Here is a 14902-nt window from a genome sequence, read left to right as displayed (position 1 = left end):
GTCGCCCCCTCCGCCCGGAGGGGGCGCCCGTGTGTCCCCTCCGGATCGATCCGGGGGAGTTTGCGGGGTCCCTGCCCAAAAGGTCCCGGCCCGGCTACGCTGAAACCGTGCCGGACGACGTGGGGGGCAAGCCGTTTCCTGACGGCTGGGAGCCCGACGACGACCGCGGGGGCGCGGACGAGGACTTCGCCTCCGTGGTGTTCGACGAGGACTTCGTCCGGTCGGCGCCCGTCCACGAACCCACCGCCGTGGAGCGCCTGCTCGCCGCTGCCGAGGCCCGTGCCGAGGCCGACGCGGCCCGCGCCCGCCGAACCCGTCGCGCGGACGACGACGAATACGGCTACGGCGGCTCCCGCGGCCACCACGATCCCCAGGACCTCGACTACGACCCGGACGACGGCTACGCGGACGACGGCGACGGCCCCGGGCCCTACGGCCGCCACGGCGGCTCCCTGCGCCCCTACCGCAACTCCGCCCGCTGGCACCGGCCGGTAGCCTGGCTGCTCGCTGTGGTGATGGGCGTCGGCATGGTCTCCCTCGCCTTCACCGCGGTCTACCGGGGCGCGTCGAACAACCGCCAGGACCAGGTGCCGCCCCCCGCCAGCAGCGATGTGGACAAGCCCGGGGCCGCCCCGTCGGCCTCCGCCGACTACTCCCGCCCCGTGGTCTCCGCCGAGCCCCGGGTGCCCTGAGGCGGGCGCCGGGCGGGCACCCCCCAGAGCCCCGGCTCCTCCCGTCACCCGTTCGCCGACGGTGGCCCCCGTCGCCTCCGCAGTTCCCGGCGGTCTCCGCGTTTACACGGAGCGCAATCGACCTACTCTGAAGATGTGACCCCTCGTTCCCAGGGGGGCTTCTCGCTGCCGCACGCCCCGCTCGGCCGAAGCAGACCGTTGCGCACCGAACCAACCGGTGTGGAGATCGGGAGAGAAGTCATGACAGGCCGCTCAGAACCGCCGGACGGCCCGCCCGAGAACCCTGCGGGCGGGGAGGACGAATACCGCTCGCTCGTCTTCGACGAATCGTTCATCCAGGCTGCCCGGATGCGGGAGTACTCCGCGCAGGAACGGATGGGCGACCACGCCCGCGCCGTCCGCACCGTCCCCGAGGAGCAGCCGCACGTCCGCGGCGGAGGCGGCTCCCGGGCCGCCATAGCCCTGGTGGTCCTCATCGCCCTGGCCTTCGCCGTGGCCGTCTACATCGGGTTCCGCAGCCCGTATCCCCAGCCGGCCCCCCGACGCGCCGAACCCCTGCGGACCACCGTCATCCCCCTGGCCCCCCGGGGCGCCGTAGCGGGCGGATCACCCGAGCAGCTGTACCGGGCCGAGCCGGTCTCCGGATTCCGCACGGGCGCGGAGGGCATCAACTTCCCCGCCGTGAAGCGCACCCAGAACTTCTCCGACAGCCAGATCACCGCCGCACTCGCCACGGTCAAGGACTACCTGGTGGAGTCGTCCCTCAACCCCGACGTCCTCACCGGCTCCGTACGCCGGCCCGTCGAGCACCTCCTCGACCCGGACCAGCGCGCCCAGTTCGAACGGAGCCTGAGCGACCCGGCGGACGACGGGAGCCACGCCGCCACCGGGTGGCTGGTCCGCTTCGACCCACAGCGGGTGGAGCTCGCGGACCCGCAGATCCGGGTCCAGGGCACCCTCCGCTACGAGGAGGAGGCGGCGGGCGTCCTCGGCGTCGTCTCGGACCACACCTTCACCTACGCCCTGCGTCCGGCGGAGGGGGCGTCGCGCAAGGACGGCGCGTCCCTGTTCACCGTTCGGCGTGAGCTGCACTTCCGCCTCGACCGGGAGGACCTGCGGCTCCACCGCCTAGAGGTGCGCACGGCCCATGTCCAGGCCGGGCCGCAGTCCTGCTCGGCCGAGGCGACCGGGATGCTCCGTCCTCTCCTGGCAGGGGAGAAGGCGGACGCCCGCGGCCCCGCCGCCACCGACCCGTACGCCTCGGGCCCGCCCACGGCGGCCCTGTGCGGGACCCTGGCGGCCGTCAGCCCTTCGACGGCCCCGAGCTCCCCTCCTCCGGGTCCTGAGGCCGATCGGACGCCCCGCCCCCGCCCGTAGCGGAACTGCCGCCGGAGCCGCCTCCGGTGAACCGGTCGCGCAGCTTGCCGCCCAGGTCCCCCGCGCCCCCGGCGATGTCGCCCACCAACTTCATCAGCGGGTCCTTGCTGGTGCGCACCGTGTCCGCGTAGTGCGATGCGGACTCCCGGAACGAGTCGGTCACCGAGGTGTCCTTGTCCTCGTCGCGCCGGGGGTAGTGGCCGTCCATGATCCGCTGGAATTCGCGGGTCTCCGACCACTTCTTCAGCTCGGCGGCGCGCACGGCGGTGAACGGGTGCGTCCGGGGCAGCACATTGAGGATCTTGAGGACGGAGTCGCGGAGGTCACCGCTCTTCTCGTACTCGTCGGCCTGGGCGAGGAAGGCGTCCACGTTCATCTCGTGGAGGTGGTTGCCGCCCGCGATCTTCATCAGGCCGCGCATCGACGCCTGGATGTCCTGTCCCACCAGCAGCCCGGCCCGGTCCGCGGACAGCTCCGACTTGCGGAACCACTCGCGCAGCGCCGTCACGATCGCCATGATCGCCACATTGCCCAGCGGGATCCAGGCGACCTTCACGGCGAGGTTGGTCAGGAAGAGCAGTATCGTCCGGTAGACCGAGTGACCGGAGAGGGCGTGGCCCACCTCGTGGCCCACCACCGCCCGCATCTCCTCCTCGTCGAGCAGCTCGACGAGGCCCGTGGTGACCACGATGATCGGCTCGTCGAGACCGATGCACATGGCGTTGGGCTGCGGGTCCTGCTTCACGTACATCGGCGGGACCTTCTCCAGGTCCAGGATGTAACACGCGTCGCGCAGCATGTCGTTGAGATGGGCGAACTGCGCGTCGCTCACCCGGACGGAGTCGGAGAGGAAGAGCAGCCGCAGGCTCCGCTCCGGGAGCAGCCCGCTGAGCGCCTTGAACACGGTGTCGAACCCGGTCAGCTTGCGCAGGGCCACCAGGGCCGAGCGGTCGGCGGGGTGCTCGTAGGCCCGGGAGGAGATCCCGGGAAATCGCCTGCGCGCCCTGCTCGGCACGTTCTCGTGACTGTCGTCGGTCATGGATGGCCCCCTGTTCGTACGAGACGTTGCTCGTCCCCCGGACAAAAGCCAGCGTATGCGCTGGCGCTACGGTGTGCGGGGGGCTGTGGATAACTGTGAGGAGCGCCCGAAATGCCGCACACCGCCGTACTGCTCGCCGCCGCGTCCCAGGAGCAGGGACCGGGTGACACCCTCCGGATCGTGCTGCTCGTCTCGATCCTCGGAGCGGCGCTGCTCGCCTGGTTCCTGCTGCGCGGATACCGCAACGACGACAACAACGACTGAGTCGCCGTGAGCGTGCCCGAGGGTCCCGCATACGATGGCCCCGACGTCTTCCTTCCGACTCACGATCGATAGGTCCTGCCGAAGATGAGCCTCACGAGCACCACTCACCAGCTGGTCACTCTCGCCTCCGGGGGCGAGGGCGGTGGCAACCACGAAAGCCTCAACCCCTACTTCGTCGGCGCCGGGGCCTTCGTCGCGCTGATGCTGCTTCTGTTCATCACCATCAGCTTCAACCGCGACCGCTGAGCCGGGGGCGTACAGCTGTGCCAGTAGGCTCTGCACGCATGGGAGAGCAGGAGATGCCTACCGGCCCCGGCAAGCGCCGTATCGGCGTGATGGGCGGGACATTCGACCCGATCCACCATGGACACCTGGTGGCGGCCAGTGAAGTGGCCGCCCAGTTCCATCTGGACGAGGTCGTCTTCGTGCCGACCGGGCAGCCGTGGCAGAAGAGCCACAAGAAGGTCTCCCCGGCCGAGGACCGTTATCTGATGACGGTCATCGCCACCGCGTCCAACCCGCAGTTCTCCGTCAGCCGCAGTGACATCGACCGTGGCGGACCGACGTACACCATCGATACGCTGCGGGACCTGCGCGAGGTCCACGGCGACGCGGACCTCTTCTTCATCACCGGCGCCGACGCGCTCGCCCAGATCCTCACCTGGCGCGACGCGGAGGAGCTGTTCTCGCTCTCCCACTTCATCGGTGTGACCCGGCCGGGTCACGTGCTCACGGACGACGGACTGCCCGAGGGCGGTGTCTCCCTCGTGGAGGTGCCCGCACTGGCGATCTCGTCCACGGACTGCCGTGAGAGGGTCGCGCAGGGGGAGCCGGTCTGGTACCTGGTGCCGGACGGCGTGGTCCGCTACATCGACAAGCGCCAGCTGTACCGCGGCGAATGAGCCACGGAGAGGGGCACCGGTGAACGACCGACAGAACCCGTACGACCCGTACTACCAGGAGCCGCAGATCGTCGGCTACGACGCGTACGGGCAGCCGGTCTACCAGCAGCAGGGGCAGCAGCAGTACGACCAGCAGGGCCAGGGCTACGACCCCTACGCCGCCCCGCAGGCCCAGGGCCCCCAGCCCCAGGACACCACCGGTTACGGCTACGGCCACGACGCGTACGGCAACCCTCAGCAGCAGCCGGGTTACGACCCCTACGCCGGCGCTCAGCAGGGCCAGGCGCAGGGCCAGGGCGGTGACCAGGGGTACGGCTACGGCTCCTACACCGACTACGGCTACGCCACCGGGCAGCAGCCCGCCGCGGTCGACACCGGCGAGCACTGGAGCATCCCGCAGCAGGGCGCCGCCCCCGCACCGGAACAGGCCCCGCAGGCCCCCGTGCAGCCCTCGCCGCAGGAGGCCGAGCCGGAGGCGGAGGCCGACGCCGTGCTTCCCGGGCAGCGCAAGCCCGACCCGGACTACCGCACCGAGCAGTTCTCGTTCATCGAGGAGCCCGACGAGGACTCCGAAGACGTCATCGACTGGCTGAAGTTCACCGAGAGCCGCAGTGAGCGGCGCGAGGAGGCCCGGCGCAAGGGCCGCAACCGCATGGTCGCCCTGATAGTCGTCGCCGTTCTCGTCGTCGTCGGCGGGGTGGGCTATCTGTGGTCCGCCGACATGATCCCGGGCCTGTCCGGACCGGACGAGAAGAAGACCGTCGCCGCCGGAGCCCAGCAGCGCGACATGATCGTGGTGCACCTGCACGACACGAAGAACGGCGGCACCTCGACGGCGCTGCTCGTCGACAACGCCACCACCAAGCAGGGCACCACCGTCCTGCTGCCCAACTCCCTCGCGGTCGCGGGCGACGACGGGACCACCACCACGCTCGGCAAGTCCGTCGAGGACGACGGCAGGACCGGAACCCGGGAGGCGATCGACACCCTCCTCGGCACCCGGATCACCGGCACCTGGCGGCTGGACACCCCGTACCTGGAGAACCTCGTCGAGCTGGTCGGCAACATCGAGGTCGACACCGACACCGAGGTGCCCGCCACGAAGAAGGGCGAGTCACCCCTGGTGAACAAGGGCGAGGCCCAGACGCTCAGCGGCCCGATGGCCGTCGCGTACGCCACCTACCGTGCGGAGGGCGAGCCCGAGGCCAAGCAGCTGGCCCGCTTCGGCGAGGTCATGCGGGCCACCCTGCGCAAGATCTCCGAGGACCCCAAGGCCGCCACCGTCACCATCGAGACCCTGCTCCAGGTGCTCGACCCGTCGCTGCCCGAGAAGGACCTCGGGGCCTCGCTCGCCAAGCTGGCCTCGCGGGCCAAGGTCGGCGACTACAAGACGGCCCTGCTTCCGGTCCAGGAGGACGGCACGCTCACCGAGGCGGACACCCGCGGCGTCGTCAAGGACATCCTCGGCGGCACGGTGAAGGCCCCCGAGGAAGGCGCTCCGCTCCGGGTCGCCGTCCGCAACGCCACCGGGAACCAGAAGGCCGCGGAGGCCGCCCGGGTCCAGCTGGTCAACGGCGGTTACGCCTTCGTGGACAGCGGCAAGGCCGGGGCCGAGGCGTCGTCCGTCGTGCTCTACCGGTCCGCGGAGGACAAGCAGAAGGCCGTCGAGGTGGCCAAGACCCTGGGTCTTTCCGCAGGCGGCGTGAAGAAGGGCGAACCGGCCGCCAACGCCGACGTGTCCGCGGTGCTGGGCCAGGACTACAAGGTCCAGTAGCCCGCTCGGTGCCGCCGGCCGGTGCTTCGGCGTCGGCCGGCGGCAGCCCGCGGCCCCGCCGGTGAAACGCAGTAAAGCTCTGTCGGCGGTCCGTGAGACCCTAGAGGTTGCATCCGACCGCCGACGAAAGCCTGCATGTGACCGCCACGGACCGCTCCATCGAGCTCATCAACGCCGCCGCCCAGGCGGCAGCCGACCGGCTCGCGCACGACATCATCGCCTACGACGTCAGCGATGTGCTGTCGATCACCGACGCCTTCCTGCTGGCCTCGGCCCCCAACGACCGCCAGGTCAAGTCGATCGTCGACGAGATCGAGGAGCGGCTCCAGAAGGAGCTCGGCGCCAAGCCGGTGCGCCGCGAGGGCGACCGCGACGCCCGCTGGATCCTCCTCGACTACGTCGACATCGTCATCCACGTCCAGCACAGCGAGGAGCGCGTCTTCTACGCGTTGGAGCGCCTGTGGAAGGACTGCCCGGAGATCGCCCTCCCCGAGGACGCGATCAAGACCCGCGGCAAGGCCGAGGAGCACGCACAGCTCAACGGCGGCACGGAAGGTGACCAGAGCTGAACGGCAGCAAGAGCGGCAAGGGCCGCAGGATCGTCCTGTGGCGGCACGGCCAGACGGCATGGAACCTGGAGCGCCGCTTCCAGGGCTCCACGGACATCGAGCTGACCGAGGCCGGCGTCGGGCAGGCCCGTCGCGCCGCCCGGCTGCTCGCCTCGCTGAAGCCGGACGCCATCGTCGCCTCCGACCTCCGGCGGGCGGCGGCCACGGCCGCCGAGCTCTCCGCCGTCAGCGGCCTGACCGTCGCCCACGACGCCGCGCTCCGTGAGACGTACGCGGGCGAGTGGCAGGGGCTGACGCACCAGGAGATCGTCGAGCGCTACGGCGAGCAGTACGCCGCCTGGAAGCGCGGTGAGCCCGTGCGCCGGGGCGGTGGCGAGCTGGAGACCGAGGTCGCCGACCGGGCGGCTCCGGTCGTTCTGGAGCACGCCGAGAAGCTTCCGGAGGACGGCACGCTCGTCGTGGTCAGCCATGGCGGCACGATCAGGACGACGATCGGCCGGCTGCTGGGCCTGGAGGCGCACCACTGGGAAGGGCTCGGCGGGCTGTCCAACTGCTGCTGGTCCGTCCTGGGGGAGGGCGCGCGCGGCTGGCGTCTGCTGGAGCACAACGCCGGCACACTCCCGGAGCCGGTGCTCGGCGACGACGACTAGAGCCGTCCGGGCGGCCGCCCAGTGGTCGCCGGGAGGCCGTTCGCGGGCCGTCCTCGGGCGGCCCGGGCCGGATTTCACTTTCCGGCCGGTCGCAGGCTAAAGTTCATCTTGTTCGCAGCGCGGAAACGCAGGAAAACGCAGCGAACAGCGGGGCTATAGCTCAGTTGGTAGAGCGCCTGCATGGCATGCAGGAGGTCAGGAGTTCAATTCTCCTTAGCTCCACAATCAGGATCCCGTCCCCGGCAGGGGGCGGGATCTTCTGCATGGAGGGGACGGAGGGCGTCGAGCGGGCTGCCCCTCTTGCGGGGCCATGGCAGAATCGGAGCGCCGGAGGGGGCGACGTACCGATCGGGAGGGAGCGCGATGCCTGCGAGTCGCGAACACGTCCCCGACCAGCGCCTTGTCACCGCCTCGCCCCCCGGCCCCGTAACGTCCGACGTTCGATCCCGTCTCGGCTGTCCGTCCTGCGGTTCGTCCCATGTGGCCCAGGTTCTGGGCGACAACGGAGGGGTCTCCTACGTGTGCACGGCCTGCGGCCACAGCTGGAGCTGACTGATGGGTGCACACAGGCGTAAATGCGACTGGTGCGGCAGCGGTACGCCCATCGTCAGGGACATGGACCCGGTCAACGCGGAGTACCAGTACTGGTGCGAGGAATGCGCACGGGCGCTGATCATAAAAGGCGACCCCATCGAGACCTATCGGGAGCTGGAGGGGGAGCCGATCTACGGGCGGCTCCTGGAGGAGCACTGCACCCTCAAGCGCTTCTACTCCTTCGCGACCGCCTGACCTGCGACTGACGGGCGAAAGCCCAGGGCGATTCGGGCATATTGGTGCGGACCGGAAACGATTTGGTGAAGCACCGGGGGGACCGTGTAATGTTCTCGATGTCGCCAAGGGGAACCGGGTGGCAAACAGCAAGGGGCTATAGCTCAGTTGGTAGAGCGCCTGCATGGCATGCAGGAGGTCAGGAGTTCAATTCTCCTTAGCTCCACAGGATCGACAGTGAGAAGCGGGCCACCCGGATCGGGTGGCCCGCTTCTTCCGTTCAGCCGCGCCCGCTGCCCAGTGCGCGCCGATGGGCGGCCGGCAGGGCGGGACGCTGTTCGGCCGGCGGCTGCTCGATACGGAGCGCCAGGGCGGGGCAGCGCCGTACGGCCCGCTGGGCGCGCCCGCGCAGATGCATCGGAACGGCGGCGTCCGCCAGGGCCGGATAGCCGTCCGCGCCCAGCCGGACGAGCTCGGGGACGATGTCCGCGCACAGGCCGTGGCCCCGGCAGAGCGTCCAGTCGACCGCGAGCTTCTCGCCGCTCGGAATCGACTCCTCCAGATCCTGGTAGCCCGGCGCGGGCAGCGGCAGCACCCCGACCGTCTCGCGGCCGCAGCCGCCGTCCAGGACGTGCGCGGCGAGGTCGTCCGTGAACGCCGACAGGGTCGAGAGCAGGAACCGGGCAGAGCCGTCCGGGTGTTTGCACGCGCCGCGGCCCTTCACGGCCTGGGTGACCTCGCGCAGGGCCTCCAGGGCGGCGGGACCGCCGCCGTTCAGCACGTCGGAGAGCCCGCCCGCGGCGGCGGGGAGCCCCAGCTTGCACGGGCCGCACTGTCCGGCGGTCTCGGCGGCCAGCCAGTTGGCTATCCGGAGGGACTCGCCGAGCGGGCAGGTGTCCGGGCCGATCGGCAGGATCGCCCCCGCACCGAGCGCGCCCCCCACGGTGCTCAGGGACTCGCGGGAGATCACGGCGTTGTGCGAGGAGACCGCGTCGATCCAGTTGCCGTGGTAGCCGCCGGTCAGCACGCCCTGGGGGAGCGGCGGGGCCCCGGCCAGTTGCAGGACGTACCGCAGCGGCACCCCGGTCGGCACCTCGACGACCATGGGTCTCGCCACGGCGCCGGAGACGGTGAGCAGGACGGTGCCGGGTTCGTCCGGCAGCCCGGTGTGCCCGTAGCGGCGGGGGCCGATCCGGGCGGCGACGGCGAGTTGGGCGTACGTCTCCGCGTTCGACAGCAGGGTCGGCGAGCCGGCCACCCCGGTCTCCGCCGCCCGCTCGCGCCGGCCCGGTGGCAGGGCGGGCCCGCCGTTCGCCGCCCGGATCACCGAGGACGCCTCGCCCGAGACCATGCGTTCCGGGGTGCGGACCACGCGGGCACGCAGTTGCTGGCCGCGCCGGTCGGAGAGGCCGCGTTCGGCGAGGGCCGCGCGTACGGAGATCTCCGTGGAGTTGCGGGTGACGGCGATGACCAGGGTGCGCGCACCGAGCGCCTCCGCGGCCAGCAGCGCACCGTCCAGGATCAGGTGCGGTGCGCGGTTGAGCAGCACGGTGTCCTTGCGGCAGGCGGGTTCGCCCTCGCTGCCGTTGATCACCACGACGGGCCGCACCCCGCGCTGGATGGACGCTTTCGCCACCGCTCGCAACTTCTTGCCGAACGGGAAACCGGCGCCGCCCCTTCCGCGCAGAGAGATCGTTTCGGCCAGTTCGGCCAGCCGCTCACCGGTCATCGGCTCCAGCGGCCCGTGCACCTTGAGGTGCATGGCGAGGTCGAGCCGCTCCACCAGGTCGAAGCCGGTGGTCAGGTGCGGCAGTCCGACGACGCGGACCTCGGGCACATCGGGGAGGGGGACGTTCACTATCGGTCTCCTGCGGGTGCGTGCCAGGGTTCGCCGGCCGGGGGCGCGGTGAACGGTCCGGCCCCCGGTTCGGCACGGGGCGCGGCGAAGGGGGAGGGAGCGGGGGAGGGGAAGGAGAAGGGAGCGGATGCGGTGGTGTCGTATGCGGTCGGTGCGCCGGCGTACTCCGAGGCCATGTACGTCGGTGTGCCGGTTTCGGGCGTGCCGTGCTCGGGGACGCCGGGTGCCGGTGCGGCGTGTTCCGGGATTCCGTACCTCGGTGTGCCGTGCTCGGGCGTCTCGTAGGAAGGCGTCGCGTACGTGTGCTCCTGCGCGGTGTACGCCGGAGGGTCCTGCCGGGGCGGGCCGTGGTGCGCCTGTCCGGGCGGGGCGGGGGACGGTGAGGGCCAGCGGGCCTCCGACGGGGCCGACGGGCCGCCGCCGAGCGAGACGGCGCGATACCCGGCCGTTATGCCCGTTCCGGGTCCCGGCCCCGCCTTCCTCCGCCCCGGGTCCGGCGACTCCTCCGAGGGGCCGAAGGCGATCCGGTCGGCACTCCGGGGCGGGGGCTCGTACAGCGGTGACCGACCGCTGAACAGCGTCTCCGTCGGCGCTTCGTGCAGCGTGCCGGGGATCGCCGCGGGAGGGGGCGCGGTCGGCGGTATCGGCGCCGAGAGCGTCCGCGGGCGCACCGGCGTGCCCCGTACGTCCCGGTCCGTCTCGCTCCAGGCGGCCGGATCGGACCAGGGCTCCCCGGCGGACGAGGAGGACTCCCGCAGGACCGGGTCGGGGGCGGCCGGGGGCCCCTGGCCCAGCAGTTCGGCGACCCGGTCGGCGATCCGCCGCTTCGTCGGGCGCGGCAGCAGCCGCAGACACAGCGCCCCGGCGACTCCGGCCAGGCAGAGCCCGTACATCACGACCACCCAGGTGGCAGGCGCACGCCCCGCGTACAGGCCGTGGATCAGCGCGGCGCACCACGCCGGATACGCCAGCGCGTGCAGGGCGCGCCACCGGCCCGCGATCCCGCCCGTGTCCCGGGGCGACCCCAGCGACTGCCCGAGCCGGGCGGCCTTGGGGGAGGGCTGGGCGAAGGCGCTGCGCAGGGCGCCGGTCGCGGCTGTGCCGACCATCAGCAGCGCGGCCAGCGAACCGAAGCCGATCAGCCCCGCAGCGCCGGTCACGCCGAGACTGAAGGGTATGAGAGCGCCGATCAACGCCACATGCCCGAGGGCGACCTTCACGGTTCCGTGCAGCAGCAGAAAGCCGAGCGAGGCCACGGCGCTGGCCCGGTGGACGCCCTGGCAGACGATGCGCTGACGGGTGGAGAGGAACAGCCGGTCGGTGGCCAGCAGGCCCCAGGCGACGGCAGCGCTGAGCGACACCAGCGACAGGACGCCGGTGGTGAAGTCGAGGGTGGCGCGCAGCTCGTCGCTCCCGGCGACGGCGAACAGAGGGACGAAGACCAACGCGGCGACAGTCAGGCCGCCCTGTACCGGCCGACTCATTGCGGGGCTCATGCTGGGGGATACGCGGATCTTGCGATGAGGGTTCATGGGGGCGACTCCGAATAGTTCGGCAAAGCGGTCCCGTTGCCGCATGCTAGGACGCCCCATACCAACCGGTACGAGGTTTGCTCGGTTGCCCCGATAGAGGTCGGTACGCGGAGTAACCCCTGCTTCCCGGGCGTTCTCCCTCCCCCCGCGGTCGTCCCAGGGCTCCGCGAAAACCTCATACGAAGCGCGCAGGGCGCACACGCCGCAGCCACGGGAACGCCATGTTCCGACTACGGAGAGTGGTGTGCGAAGGGCGGCAGGCGGCGCGCGAGAGGGCGTGCGGGCAGTGGGGGCCCGGTCTCGTGCGCGTGGTGTCCGCCCCCCCCGGTCACGCCCCGCTCGTCTCCGGGCCCGTGCGGTACCCTGACGCCATGCGTGCCGTACGCCTTCTGCTTAGCGAGCCGCGCTGAAGAGTCCCGACCGGTGAGAACGCCTGGTCGGAGTCAGCGCGGCGTCCCCTCCTGTGCGAGGGGATTTTTCGTTTCCCGGCAGATGACGATCGATGGAGCTTTGAGGATCATGAGCGAGACGAATTCCGCTGCCGAGACGGCCGCGCCGCACCGCTACACGGCGGCGATGGCCGCCGACATCGAGGCACGCTGGCAGGACTTCTGGGACGCCGAGGGGACGTACGAGGCGCCAAACCCCACCGGTGACCTGGCGGGCGACCCCGAACTGGCCGCCAAGCCCAAGAAGTTCATCATGGACATGTTCCCGTACCCCTCGGGTGCGGGTCTGCACGTCGGACACCCGCTGGGCTACATCGCCACCGATGTCTACGCCCGCCACCAGCGGATGACCGGCCACAACGTGCTGCACACCCTGGGCTTCGACGCGTTCGGCCTGCCCGCCGAGCAGTACGCGGTGCAGACGGGCACCCACCCCCGGGTCTCCACCGAGGCCAACATGGAGAACATGAAGGTCCAGCTGCGCCGGCTGGGACTGGGCCACGACAACCGCCGCTCCTTCGCGACGATCGACGCCGAGTACTACAAGTGGACGCAGTGGATCTTCCTGCAGATCTTCAACTCCTGGTACGACACCGAGGCCGACAGGGCCCGCCCGATCGCCGAACTGGTCGAGCAGTTCGAGAACGGCACGCGCGCGACCCCCGACGGCCGTGAGTGGAGCGCGCTGAGCGCCACCGAGCGCGCCGACCTGCTGAGCCAGTACCGACTGGCGTACGCCTCCGACGCCCCGGTGAACTGGTCGCCCGGCCTGGGCACCGTCCTGGCCAACGAGGAGGTCACTGCCGACGGCCGTTCCGAGCGCGGGAACTTCCCCGTCTTCAAGGCCAAGCTGCGCCAGTGGAACATGCGCATCACCGCCTATGCCGACCGGCTGCTGAACGACCTGGACGGGCTGGACTGGCCCGAGGCGATCAAGCTGCAGCAGCGCAACTGGATCGGCCGCTCCGAGGGCGCCCGGGTCGAGTTCCCGGTGGACACCGCGGGCGGTATCACCGTCTTCACCACCCGCCAGGACACCCTGTTCGGCGCGACCTACATGGTCCTGGCGCCCGAGCACGACATGGTCGAGCGGATCATTCCGGCCGCCTGGCCCGAGGGCACCCACCCGGTGTGGACCGGTGGCCACGCGAGCCCGGCCGAGGCCGTCACCGCGTACCGCAAGCAGGCCGCCGCCAAGTCCGACGTCGAGCGGCAGGCCGAGGCCAAGGACAAGACCGGTGTCTTCACCGGCGCGTACGCCACCAACCCCGTCAGTGGCGAGAAGGTCCCCGTCTTCATCGCGGACTACGTCCTGATGGGCTATGGCACCGGCGCGATCATGGCCGTACCGGCGCACGACGCGCGCGACTTCGCCTTCGCACGCGCCTTCGAGCTGCCGATGCGCTGTGTCGTCCAGCCTTCCGACGACCGCGGCACCGATCCCGCCACGTGGGACGACGCCTTCAGCTCGTACGACGCGAAGCTGGTCAACTCGGCCAACGACGAGATCTCACTGGACGGCCTGGGCGTCGTCGATGCCAAGGCGAAGATCACCGAGTGGCTGCGTGAGCACGGTGTCGGCGAGGGCACCGTCAACTTCCGGCTGCGCGACTGGCTGTTCAGCAGGCAGCGCTACTGGGGCGAGCCCTTCCCGATCGTGTACGACGAGGACGGCATCGCCCACCCGCTGCCCGAGTCGATGCTGCCGCTGGAGCTGCCCGAGGTAGAGGACTACTCCCCGCGCACCTTCGACCCGGAGGACGCGTCCGCCCAGCCCGAGACCCCGCTGTCGCGCAACGCCGACTGGGTCAACGTCACGCTGGACCTGGGCGACGGGGCGGGTCCGCGGAAGTACCGCCGCGAGACCAACACCATGCCCAACTGGGCCGGTTCCTGCTGGTACGAGCTGCGCTACCTGGACCCGAACAACGACCGTCAGCTGGTCGACCCGTCGATCGAGCAGTACTGGATGGGCCCGCGTGAAGGTCAGCCCACCGGCGGCGTCGACCTGTACGTCGGCGGGGCCGAGCACGCCGTGCTGCACCTGCTGTACGCGCGCTTCTGGTCCAAGGTGCTGCACGACCTGGGCCACATCTCCTCCGCCGAGCCGTTCCACAAGCTGTACAACCAGGGCATGATCCAGGCTTTCGTCTACCGCGACAGCCGGGGCATCGCCGTTCCCGCCGCCGAGGTGGAGGAGCGCGACGGCGCGTTCTACTACGAGGGCGAAAAGGTCAGCCGCGTCCTGGGCAAGATGGGCAAGTCCCTGAAGAACGCGGTCACGCCGGACGAGATCTGCGCGGAGTACGGCGCGGACACCCTGCGCCTGTACGAGATGGCGATGGGCCCCCTGGACGTGTCGCGTCCCTGGGACACGCGTGCCGTGGTCGGCCAGTACCGCCTGCTGCAGCGTCTGTGGCGCAACGTCGTCGACGAGGAGACCGGCGAGGTCACCGTCGTCGACACGGAGCCCGGCGAGGAGACCCTGCGCGCCCTGCACAAGGCGATCGACGGGGTCGGCCAGGACATGGCGGGGATGCGGTTCAACACCGCCATCGCCAAGGTCACCGAGCTGAACAACCATCTGACGAAGGCCGGCGGTCCGCTGTCGCGCTCGGTCGCGGAACGGCTGGTCCTGCTGATCGCCCCGCTGGCCCCGCACATCGCGGAGGAGCTGTGGCGCCGGCTGGGCCACACCGACTCCGTCGTCCACCAGGACTTCCCGGTGGCCGATCCGGCTTACGTGGTCGACGAGACCGTCACCTGCGTCGTCCAGATCAAGGGCAAGGTCCGGGCCCGCCTGGAGATCTCTCCCTCCATCACGGACGAGGAGTTGGAAGCGTTGGCCCTGGCCGACGAGGCGGTTGTCGCCGCGCTGGGCGGGGCGGGCATCCGCAAGGTGATCGTGCGGGCGCCGAAGCTGGTGAACATCGTCCCTGCGTGACGATGACGCGGAGAGCGGCGGTGTTACGGCCCTGTGAGCGGTGGGGGCCATCCCCTACGGGCAGGTTGGGGGTTCCGAAGGAAC

The 14902-nt window shown here is 70.9% G+C and carries 14 protein-coding genes and 2 tRNA genes; 13 read left to right on the top strand and 3 right to left on the bottom strand.

What is annotated here, in order from left to right; genetic code table 11:
• The first annotated feature begins 107 nt into the window (after positions 1-107).
• Together RNL97_RS10250 and RNL97_RS10245 are read left to right on the top strand one after the other, a co-directional pair.
• Positions 108-692 (top strand): SCO2584 family spore wall biosynthesis protein, encoded by a 585-nt coding sequence (locus RNL97_RS10250; RefSeq protein WP_313750606.1) that lies wholly within the window; start codon positions 108-110, stop codon positions 690-692.
• Positions 693-932: 240 nt separating this feature from the next.
• Entirely contained in the window at positions 933-2069 is a 1137-nt protein-coding gene (locus RNL97_RS10245; protein WP_030577357.1) for an SCO2583 family membrane protein, read from the top strand.
• Here RNL97_RS10245 and RNL97_RS10240 read toward each other — a convergent pair.
• Complete coding sequence (locus tag RNL97_RS10240; protein WP_030577360.1) at positions 1996-3108, bottom strand: M48 family metallopeptidase; 1113 nt, start codon at positions 3106-3108, stop codon at positions 1996-1998. The genes RNL97_RS10245 and RNL97_RS10240 overlap by 74 nt on opposite strands.
• 111 nt (positions 3109-3219) lie before the next feature.
• Here RNL97_RS10240 and RNL97_RS10235 point away from each other — a divergent pair, with 111 nt between their 5' ends.
• The 10 genes from RNL97_RS10235 to RNL97_RS10190 all read left to right on the top strand — a co-directional run bounded on the left by RNL97_RS10235 (position 3220) and on the right by RNL97_RS10190 (position 8261).
• Positions 3220-3372 (top strand): hypothetical protein, encoded by a 153-nt coding sequence (locus tag RNL97_RS10235; RefSeq protein WP_032764865.1) that lies wholly within the window; start codon positions 3220-3222, stop codon positions 3370-3372.
• A gap of 84 nt (positions 3373-3456) precedes the next feature.
• Positions 3457-3618, top strand: coding sequence for a hypothetical protein (locus RNL97_RS10230; RefSeq protein ID WP_010062923.1), 162 nt, complete (start codon positions 3457-3459; stop codon positions 3616-3618).
• 38 nt (positions 3619-3656) lie between these two features.
• Positions 3657-4274, top strand: coding sequence for a nicotinate-nucleotide adenylyltransferase (gene nadD / locus RNL97_RS10225; protein WP_030577363.1), 618 nt, complete (start codon positions 3657-3659; stop codon positions 4272-4274).
• A gap of 19 nt (positions 4275-4293) precedes the next feature.
• Positions 4294-6048, top strand: a complete 1755-nt coding sequence (locus tag RNL97_RS10220) for an LCP family protein (RefSeq protein WP_313750605.1) — start codon at positions 4294-4296, stop codon at positions 6046-6048.
• A gap of 137 nt (positions 6049-6185) precedes the next feature.
• Complete coding sequence (gene rsfS / locus RNL97_RS10215; protein WP_010062919.1) at positions 6186-6617, top strand: ribosome silencing factor; 432 nt, start codon at positions 6186-6188, stop codon at positions 6615-6617.
• A complete protein-coding gene (locus tag RNL97_RS10210) occupies positions 6614-7267 on the top strand; it encodes a histidine phosphatase family protein (protein WP_030577369.1) in 654 nt (217 codons plus the stop codon). The genes rsfS and RNL97_RS10210 overlap by 4 nt, the downstream gene beginning before the upstream one ends.
• Before the next feature lie 149 nt (positions 7268-7416).
• Positions 7417-7489: transfer RNA gene (locus tag RNL97_RS10205), tRNA-Ala, on the top strand.
• A gap of 141 nt (positions 7490-7630) precedes the next feature.
• Positions 7631-7819 carry a hypothetical protein gene (locus RNL97_RS10200; protein ID WP_078651943.1) on the top strand — a complete coding sequence of 63 codons (189 nt, stop codon included), beginning with the start codon at positions 7631-7633 and terminating at the stop codon, positions 7817-7819.
• Between the two features lie 3 nt (positions 7820-7822).
• The gene (locus tag RNL97_RS10195; RefSeq protein ID WP_003969224.1) at positions 7823-8056 is read left to right on the top strand and encodes a hypothetical protein; all 234 of its coding nucleotides are present in this window, start codon (positions 7823-7825) and stop codon (positions 8054-8056) included.
• A 132-nt stretch (positions 8057-8188) separates the two neighbouring features.
• A tRNA-Ala gene (locus tag RNL97_RS10190) sits at positions 8189-8261 on the top strand.
• A 54-nt stretch (positions 8262-8315) separates the two neighbouring features.
• Here the strand turns inward: RNL97_RS10190 and RNL97_RS10185 are convergent.
• On the bottom strand, positions 8316-9893 hold the full coding sequence (locus tag RNL97_RS10185) for an NADH-ubiquinone oxidoreductase-F iron-sulfur binding region domain-containing protein (protein ID WP_313750604.1): 1578 nt from the start codon (positions 9891-9893) through the stop codon (positions 8316-8318).
• A complete protein-coding gene (locus RNL97_RS10180) occupies positions 9893-11377 on the bottom strand; it encodes a hypothetical protein (RefSeq protein ID WP_313750603.1) in 1485 nt (494 codons plus the stop codon). The genes RNL97_RS10185 and RNL97_RS10180 overlap by 1 nt, the downstream gene beginning before the upstream one ends.
• Before the next feature lie 567 nt (positions 11378-11944).
• Between RNL97_RS10180 and leuS the strand changes: the two genes are divergently transcribed.
• Positions 11945-14818, top strand: coding sequence for a leucine--tRNA ligase (gene leuS, locus RNL97_RS10175; protein WP_030577378.1), 2874 nt, complete (start codon positions 11945-11947; stop codon positions 14816-14818).
• The last annotated feature ends 84 nt before the right edge of the window (positions 14819-14902 follow it).

Source organism: Streptomyces parvus, from assembly GCF_032121415.1.
Lineage (GTDB): Bacteria > Actinomycetota > Actinomycetes > Streptomycetales > Streptomycetaceae > Streptomyces > Streptomyces globisporus_A.
This window is presented reverse-complemented; position numbering and strand designations above follow the sequence as displayed.

Bases quoted from the DNA above. Each gene is read 5' to 3' on its own strand.
- RNL97_RS10200 (WP_078651943.1), top strand. From the start codon at position 7,631: ATGCCTGCGAGTCGCGAACACGTCCCCGACCAGCGCCTTGTCACCGCC.
- RNL97_RS10245 (WP_030577357.1), top strand. From the start codon at position 933: ATGACAGGCCGCTCAGAACCGCCGGACGGCCCGCCCGAGAACCCTGCG.
- nadD (WP_030577363.1), top strand. From the start codon at position 3,657: ATGGGAGAGCAGGAGATGCCTACCGGCCCCGGCAAGCGCCGTATCGGC.
- RNL97_RS10240 (WP_030577360.1), bottom strand. From the start codon at position 3,108: ATGACCGACGACAGTCACGAGAACGTGCCGAGCAGGGCGCGCAGGCGA.
- RNL97_RS10180 (WP_313750603.1), bottom strand. From the start codon at position 11,377: ATGAGTCGGCCGGTACAGGGCGGCCTGACTGTCGCCGCGTTGGTCTTC.
- RNL97_RS10195 (WP_003969224.1), top strand. From the start codon at position 7,823: ATGGGTGCACACAGGCGTAAATGCGACTGGTGCGGCAGCGGTACGCCC.
- RNL97_RS10230 (WP_010062923.1), top strand. From the start codon at position 3,457: ATGAGCCTCACGAGCACCACTCACCAGCTGGTCACTCTCGCCTCCGGG.
- leuS (WP_030577378.1), top strand. From the start codon at position 11,945: ATGAGCGAGACGAATTCCGCTGCCGAGACGGCCGCGCCGCACCGCTAC.
- RNL97_RS10235 (WP_032764865.1), top strand. From the start codon at position 3,220: ATGCCGCACACCGCCGTACTGCTCGCCGCCGCGTCCCAGGAGCAGGGA.